The sequence below is a fragment of the Alcaligenes sp. PF14 genome (genome assembly GCF_037150615.1).
Taxonomy (GTDB): domain Bacteria; phylum Pseudomonadota; class Gammaproteobacteria; order Burkholderiales; family Burkholderiaceae_B; genus Alcaligenes; species Alcaligenes phenolicus.
This window is the reverse complement of sequence record NZ_JBAGRS010000010.1, coordinates 34,467-40,637: the sequence shown is the minus strand read 5'-3', so window position 1 is coordinate 40,637 and position 6,171 is coordinate 34,467. Positions and strand designations below refer to the sequence as shown.

Here is a 6,171-nt window from a genome sequence, read left to right as displayed (position 1 = left end):
TAAGCCTTGATCGCGGTGTGAAGGTGCAAACCTTCCCGCCGCGTCTTTGCTACCCCCAAAAGGGGTGCTTTTTAGTCAGCGTTTCTTCGAGTAATCGATAAACCCGGTCAAAAAGGCCCCACTTATATCGTTCTTTAGGATTACCCATGAAAAACCAGAAAATCCGCATCCGTCTGAAGGCTTACGATTACAAGTTGATCGATCAGTCTGCTGCTGAGATCGTAGAAACCGCCAAGCGCACCGGCGCTGTTGTTCGTGGTCCAGTACCACTGCCAACACGTATCCGTCGCTACGACATTCTGCGTTCGCCGCACGTCAACAAGACATCGCGCGATCAGTTTGAAATGCGTACCCACCAGCGCTTGATGGACATTGTCGATCCTACCGACAAGACCGTCGACGCTCTGATGCGTCTGGATTTGCCAGCCGGTGTTGACGTCGAAATCGCTCTGCAGTAATTCTGCCTAGCTGTTCGAGTTACATCGAAAGAAACGCCATGCGACCGCATGGCGTTTTTTTTCGTCTGCACGTTTCCTTCTGGCGCTGCAGGAGCAATGGCGACTGTCCGTTTATCCTGAACAGAACAAGAGCTTTGCTCTCAGGTGGTTCATGGCTAGTTCATCATGGTGTTGTTATTGGGAAAAAGCGGGTTTTGGTCTACTTTTTACGACCGGACACACTTTGCCAGGGCTACAAATGCGACGATGGGCAGGGTTGAAGGAGGACAAGAATGATAAATCGGAGAAGAAAGCCGTTCCTGGTCCTGTGGTATTTCCTGGCGCTCTGGCTATGTCTGTGGGGAAGCAGCGCATCAGCGCAAGCGTGTGCGGACGACAAACCCATACGGCTGGCGGACCTGAGCTGGGAGAGCGCAGCATTTAGCACCGAGCTGTATCAGCAGATTCTGGAGAAGGCCTACGGTTGCAAGACCGAACGGGTTCCAGGCTCCTCGGCGGCTTTGGAAAGTGCGCTGGCGCAAAATGATATTCAAGTAATTGGCGAGATCTGGTCGGGACGTACCGAGATCATTGAAAAAGCCATTGAAGCCGGCCAGGTGCAGGTACTTGGTAATACCCTGAAGGGTGGGGCAGAACAGGGCTGGTATGTGCCGGACTATGTCATCGATGGCAACCCGGACAAGGGAATCAAGCCAACTGCACCCGATCTACAGAAAGTTGAGGATTTAGGGCGCTATGCCACTGTTTTTAGTGACCCGGAACAGCCCAATAAAGGCCGCTTCTATAACTGCCCCTCCGGCTGGGTATGTGAAACCTTCAATAGTCGCCTGTTCAATCTCTATGGTTTGGGCGAGCACTATCAAAACTTTCGGCCCGGTACGGGTGCGGCTCTGGATGCGGCGATCAGCGCCGCCTATGACAGGCGTGAACCCATCCTGTTCTATTACTGGCAGCCTGCGGGTCTGATGGCCAAATATTCCTTCAAGAAGTTAGCTAGCGCGCCTTTCAATGAAAGCTGTTGGGAAGCCGCTGTGTCGGGCAAGGGCAAGATCTGCCCTACGGACTTTATCCTGGCGCATATAGGCGTAGCGGCTTCTACTCCTTTCGTAGAGTCCCACCCCGAGCTGGTCACTTTGTTTGAAAAGATCCAGCTAGAGCCCGAACAGATGAACAAGATTATTCTGGGCATGACAGAGGGTGGGCAGGACGCCAGCACGCAGGTACAGAAGTTCCTGAAAGAGAATGCAGAGCAATGGCGTCAGTGGATGCCAATAGCCCAGGCAGATCGCTTGCAGGCTGCTTTGCAATCTCAGGCAATACAGCCGGTAGCCGCAGCGCAGTCCCGTTTCTTCCCGGAGTGGTCGGCTGCTGATTGGGTGAACCGTCAGTTGCTGGTTGCCGTACAGGATTGGGGAACAGGATTTCGTCAGATCAGTGCCTGGATTCTGACGCATGCCATCTTGCCGGTAGAGCGTGTGTTGCAGCAGGTGCCTGCCTGGGCGATTCTGGCGTTGACCGGTTTGCTGGCCTGGTGGGGACAACGGCGCTTTTTGCCTGTTCTGCTCTATGTAGCGGGCCTGTACTTGATAGGCGCCATGGGTCTGTGGGACAAGCTGATGCAAACCTTCACCTTGGTGCTGGTGGCCACAGTCTTTTCTGTGCTGATTGGCGTCCCGGTTGGCATTCTTAGTGCTCGTAGCCGTCTGCTTAGAAAAGTGCTGACGCCCGTACTGGATGTGATGCAAACCATGCCCAGTTTTGTGTATCTGATCCCGGTACTGATGCTGTTCGGTCTGGGTAAGGTTCCCGCCGTTTTGGCCACTGTTGTCTATGCCGTCCCTCCCTTGATTCGCCTGACCAGCCTGGGCTTGCGACAGGTGGACAAACATGTGATGGAAGCAGCCCAGGCGTACGGGGTTACACGCTGGCAAATGCTGACCAAGGTCACCTTGCCCCTGGCGCGGCCCAGCATCATGGCCGGTATTAATCAAACCACCATGATGGCCTTGTCCATGGTGGTGGTCGCTTCCATGATTGGGGCTCAGGGTTTGGGTGAAGACGTGCTGGCTGGTATTCAGACACTGGATATAGGACGTGGTTTGCAGGCGGGGGTGGCGATTGTGATCCTGGCCATTGTTATTGACCGAATCTCTCAATCCTTTGGTCGTTCTCAGCGTCACCGTCGCAAGGTCAGGAGGCAAGCATGAATACCATTCCTACCCCCTCGGGTGAGCAGGGCTGCAAGATAGAACTGCGAGACGTTTATAAGGTCTTTGGGAGCCGGGCGACCGAAGCCGTAGAGCTGTTAAAGCAGGGGGCCGACAAGCAGGCCGTGCAAAAGCAGACAGATTGCATCGTAGGCCTGGCAGGGGTCGATGCCTGCTTTCCCGCGCAGCAGATATCCTGCGTCATGGGTTTATCCGGTTCAGGCAAATCCACGCTGGTGCGCCACATCAACCGTTTGATCGACCCCAGTGCCGGGCAGGTGTTGGTGGATGGACAGGACATATTGCAGCTGGACATGGCCAGCTTGCGACAATTTCGCCGCTATGGGATCAGCATGGTCTTTCAGGCCTTTGGCTTGCTGCCCCATTTGACGGTGTTGGAGAATGTCGCCTTCGGTCTGGAGGTCCGAGGAGACAAGCGTTCACAGGCCAGAGAGCAGGCTCGGCAATGGCTGGAGCGCGTGGGTCTGCATGATTATGCCGATAACTATCCGGACGAATTGTCAGGCGGGATGCAGCAACGAGTAGGACTTGCCCGAGCCTTGGCCGTTGATGCAGACATTCTTTTGATGGACGAAGCCTTCTCGGCCCTGGATCCCTTGATTCGCTACGAGATGCAGGATGAGCTTTTACGCCTGCAAAACAGCCTGAACAAAACCATCATCTTTATTACTCACGATATTGATGAGGCATTACGGTTGGGCCAGCATATTGTGGTGCTACGTGAGGGCAGGGTGGAACAAAGCGGTACTCCGGCTCAAATTCGTGATGAACCGGTGAACGAATACGTGGCTCGTTTTGTCAATAAGGCGCATCAATAGAAAATGCGCGGCAGATCAATTTTTCTGATTCAGACTGTGTAGCCAAGCACCCCGAATTCAAAAAAACTGTTGTCAATCAAGCAGTTTAGGGCGGATTTTTGCAGTAAATCTTGCTTGGCTTTACAGCTGCGTGCTATATTTACTAGCTTAGCCAAAAAGTTTTGGCTATGGTCGTCGCGCAAATTATTGCGTGTACTCTCAGTTAGCCCTGACCAATCGTAGTCAGGAATGGAGAAAACGATGTCGAACTCGACACCTACGCCTGCCGCGTGGCGGCTGGGCCTTGTTGGGCGTAAAGTTGGCATGACCCGTGTGTTTACAGAGGAAGGCGAGTCCATCCCTGTGACCGTGCTGGACGTGTCCAACAACCGCATCACCCAGGTCAAGACGCCCGCAGTTGACGGTTACGCTGCTGTACAGGTTGCCTTTGGCACCCGTCGTGCAACACGCGTTACCAAGCCCCAGGCAGGGCACTATGCAAAAGCTGGCGTTGAAGCTGGCAGCATCCTGAAAGAATTCCGCCTCGACCCCGCTGCTATCGCCGAGCTTTCCGCCGGTTCCGTAGTTGCTGTGGAAAGCATTTTCGAAGCGGGTCAGAAGGTTGACGTTACGGGCACCACGATTGGTAAAGGCTTTGCCGGTACCATCAAACGCCACAATTTTGGCGGCCAGCGTAACAGCCACGGTAACTCGCGCTCGCACCGCGTACCCGGTTCCATTGGTCAAGCCCAGGATCCAGGCCGTGTGTTCAAAGGTAAAAAAATGTCGGGCCATATGGGTGACGTTACCCGTACGGTTCAGAATCTTGACGTGATCCGCGTCGACGCCGAGCGTGGCTTGTTGCTGGTCCGGGGCGCTGTCCCAGGTCACAAGAATGCCAATATCGTTGTGCGCCCTGCTGTGAAAGGAGCCTAATCCATGGAACTGAAGCTCCTGAACGAACAAGGCCAAGCTGCATCCACATTGCAGGCCAACGAAACCGTTTTCGGTCGTGAATTCAACGAAGCACTGGTTCACCAGATCGTTGTTGCATACCAAGCCAATGCTCGCAGCGGTAACAGCAAGCAATTGACTCGTGCCGAAGTCAACCACAGCACCAAGAAGCCATGGCGCCAGAAAGGCACCGGCCGCGCTCGTGCTGGTATGACATCCTCGCCCGTGTGGCGTGGAGGCGGTCGTGCATTCCCCAACACCGGTGAAGAAAACTACGCACACAAGGTCAACAAGAAGATGTACCGCGCAGGTATCAGCGCGATTCTGTCTCAGTTGGTCCGTGACGAGCGTCTGTTGGTTGTTGATTCCTTCACTCTGGAAGCACCCAAGACCCGTCTGGCAGCCAACAAGCTGAAAGACCTGGGCCTGGAATCCGTGCTGATCATCACCGACGCGCTGGACGAGAACGTGTACCTGGCTACGCGTAACCTGCCTCACGTTGCTGTGGTTGAACCACGCTACGCCGACCCGCTGTCCCTGATCCACTACAAAAAAGTGTTGGTCACCAAAGCGGCTGTCGCTCAGTTTGAGGAGATGTTGGGATGAACGCCGAACGTCTATTGCAAGTAATTCTGGCTCCTGTCGTGACTGAAAAAGCCACGTACGTTGCCGAAAAAAATCAGCAAATCGCTTTCCGCGTCGCTCCTGATGCTACCAAGCCTGAAATCAAAGCTGCTATTGAACTGCTGTTCAAAGTAGAAGTTGAGTCGGTGCAGGTGCTCAATCAGAAGGGCAAGGAAAAGCGCTTTGGCCGTTTCATGGGTCGCCGCCGCAGTGTGCGCAAGGCATATGTCTCGCTCAAGCCCGGTCAGGAACTCGACTTTTCTGAGGTGAACTAATATGGCATTGGTAAAAGTAAAACCAACGTCGCCAGGTCGCCGTGGCATGATCAAAGTGGTTCACCCTGAACTGCACAAAGGCGCTCCTTACGCGGCTTTGCTGGAAAAGAAATCCAGCAGTGCTGGCCGTAACAACAACGGCCACATCACGGTTCGTCACCGTGGCGGCGGTCACAAGCAGCATTACCGTATTGTCGACTTCCGTCGCAACAAGGACGGTATTCCTGCGAAAGTAGAACGTCTGGAATACGACCCTAACCGCAGCGCTCACATCGCATTGGTGTGCTACGCAGACGGCGAGCGTCGTTACATCATCGCCCCTCGTGGTCTGGAAGTGGGTGCAACGGTTGTGTCTGGCGCGGAAGCTCCTATCCGTTCCGGCAACACTTTGCCTATCCGCAACATTCCTGTGGGTCAAACCATTCACTGCATCGAGATGCTGCCTGGTAAGGGTGCTCAAATCGCTCGTTCCGCTGGTGGTTCCGCTGTGTTGCTGGCTCGTGAAGGCACGTACGCTCAAGTGCGTCTGCGTTCCGGTGAGGTTCGCCGCATTCACATCGACTGCCGCGCCACGATTGGCGAAGTCAGCAACCACGATCACAGCCTGCGTCAAATCGGTAAAGCCGGTGCTGTTCGCTGGCGTGGTATTCGTCCTACCGTTCGCGGTGTGGCGATGAACCCAGTCGATCACCCGCACGGTGGTGGTGAAGGTCGTACGGGTGAAGGCCGTGAGCCAGTCAGCCCATGGGGTACTCCTGCCAAGGGCTACCGCACCCGTCGTAACAAGCGCACAGACAACATGATTGTTTCGCGCCGTAAGCGCAAGTAAGGGGCG

Annotated in this window: 7 protein-coding genes; all 7 read left to right on the top strand. The window is 54.7% G+C overall.

Features of this window, described 5'->3' with window-relative positions; translation table 11 throughout:
• The first annotated feature begins 146 nt into the window (after nucleotides 1–146).
• Nucleotides 147–458: a 30S ribosomal protein S10 gene (gene rpsJ / locus WFM49_RS18030; protein WP_003803053.1), complete on the top strand. Its 312-nt coding sequence runs from the start codon at nucleotides 147–149 to the stop codon at nucleotides 456–458.
• Nucleotides 459–730: 272 nt separating this feature from the next.
• Nucleotides 731–2,665, top strand: coding sequence for a glycine betaine ABC transporter substrate-binding protein (locus WFM49_RS18655; protein ID WP_442893040.1), 1,935 nt, complete (start codon nucleotides 731–733; stop codon nucleotides 2,663–2,665).
• Nucleotides 2,662–3,504 carry a quaternary amine ABC transporter ATP-binding protein gene (locus tag WFM49_RS18015; RefSeq protein ID WP_336974725.1) on the top strand — a complete coding sequence of 281 codons (843 nt, stop codon included), beginning with the start codon at nucleotides 2,662–2,664 and terminating at the stop codon, nucleotides 3,502–3,504. Before WFM49_RS18655 ends, WFM49_RS18015 begins: the two co-directional genes overlap by 4 nt.
• A 240-nt stretch (nucleotides 3,505–3,744) precedes the next feature.
• Nucleotides 3,745–4,419, top strand: coding sequence for a 50S ribosomal protein L3 (rplC, locus tag WFM49_RS18010; protein ID WP_003803046.1), 675 nt, complete (start codon nucleotides 3,745–3,747; stop codon nucleotides 4,417–4,419).
• A gap of 3 nt (nucleotides 4,420–4,422) precedes the next feature.
• The gene (gene rplD / locus WFM49_RS18005; protein ID WP_009462425.1) at nucleotides 4,423–5,043 is read left to right on the top strand and encodes a 50S ribosomal protein L4; all 621 of its coding nucleotides are present in this window, start codon (nucleotides 4,423–4,425) and stop codon (nucleotides 5,041–5,043) included.
• Entirely contained in the window at nucleotides 5,040–5,336 is a 297-nt protein-coding gene (rplW, locus tag WFM49_RS18000; protein ID WP_003803043.1) for a 50S ribosomal protein L23, read from the top strand. The genes rplD and rplW overlap by 4 nt, the downstream gene beginning before the upstream one ends.
• A 1-nt stretch (nucleotide 5,337) precedes the next feature.
• Nucleotides 5,338–6,165, top strand: a complete 828-nt coding sequence (rplB, locus tag WFM49_RS17995; RefSeq protein ID WP_003803041.1) for a 50S ribosomal protein L2 — start codon at nucleotides 5,338–5,340, stop codon at nucleotides 6,163–6,165.
• Nucleotides 6,166–6,171: the final 6 nt, after the last annotated feature.

Bases quoted from the DNA above. Each gene is read 5' to 3' on its own strand.
- rpsJ (WP_003803053.1), top strand. From the start codon at position 147: ATGAAAAACCAGAAAATCCGCATCCGTCTGAAGGCTTACGATTACAAG.
- WFM49_RS18655 (WP_442893040.1), top strand. From the start codon at position 731: ATGATAAATCGGAGAAGAAAGCCGTTCCTGGTCCTGTGGTATTTCCTG.
- WFM49_RS18015 (WP_336974725.1), top strand. From the start codon at position 2,662: ATGAATACCATTCCTACCCCCTCGGGTGAGCAGGGCTGCAAGATAGAA.
- rplC (WP_003803046.1), top strand. From the start codon at position 3,745: ATGTCGAACTCGACACCTACGCCTGCCGCGTGGCGGCTGGGCCTTGTT.
- rplD (WP_009462425.1), top strand. From the start codon at position 4,423: ATGGAACTGAAGCTCCTGAACGAACAAGGCCAAGCTGCATCCACATTG.
- rplW (WP_003803043.1), top strand. From the start codon at position 5,040: ATGAACGCCGAACGTCTATTGCAAGTAATTCTGGCTCCTGTCGTGACT.
- rplB (WP_003803041.1), top strand. From the start codon at position 5,338: ATGGCATTGGTAAAAGTAAAACCAACGTCGCCAGGTCGCCGTGGCATG.